The organism is Photobacterium chitinilyticum, assembly GCF_004104355.1.
GTDB lineage: Bacteria > Pseudomonadota > Gammaproteobacteria > Enterobacterales > Vibrionaceae > Photobacterium > Photobacterium chitinilyticum.
The window spans coordinates 1-359 of the sequence record NZ_RJLM01000272.1 but is presented as its reverse complement, the minus strand read 5'-3'; the positions used below and the strand labels follow the sequence as shown (position 1 = coordinate 359).

The window sequence follows — 359 nt, the reverse complement described above, 5'->3', positions numbered from 1 at the left end:
CAAGCATAGTATCGCCGGAACGTGGGAAGGCGAGCTGGTGCGTGATAACTTTGCGATGACTGTAAAGAAGAGTCGTGGTGAGAATCGTGGTGTTGTTATTACAACACATAAGAATCTGAAGGACTACCAACGAACCAAAAACAGTCAAAATGTTGTTACAAGGATTCATGCTCGATCCACATTTAAGCCTGAAGGTGCTGAAAAGGAAACAACTATCAGAGTGACTGTTGATAGTCCTCTTATTAATTCTTATCCTTATATAAACGAAAAAGAGTATGAGAACAACAACGCAAAATCCGTTGAAGAGTTGCAGAAGTGGGCACAGTCTAAGTTCTCAAATGAGGGAATTGACAAGGTCT

General features: G+C 40.9%; 1 protein-coding gene. It reads left to right on the top strand.

What is annotated here, in order from left to right; all coding sequences use genetic code 11:
• Positions 1–37: 37 nt before the first annotated feature.
• Positions 38–359 (top strand): phage tail spike protein (locus tag EDI28_RS26700; RefSeq protein WP_233353544.1); only part of this gene is annotated, 322 nt, incomplete at its 3' end.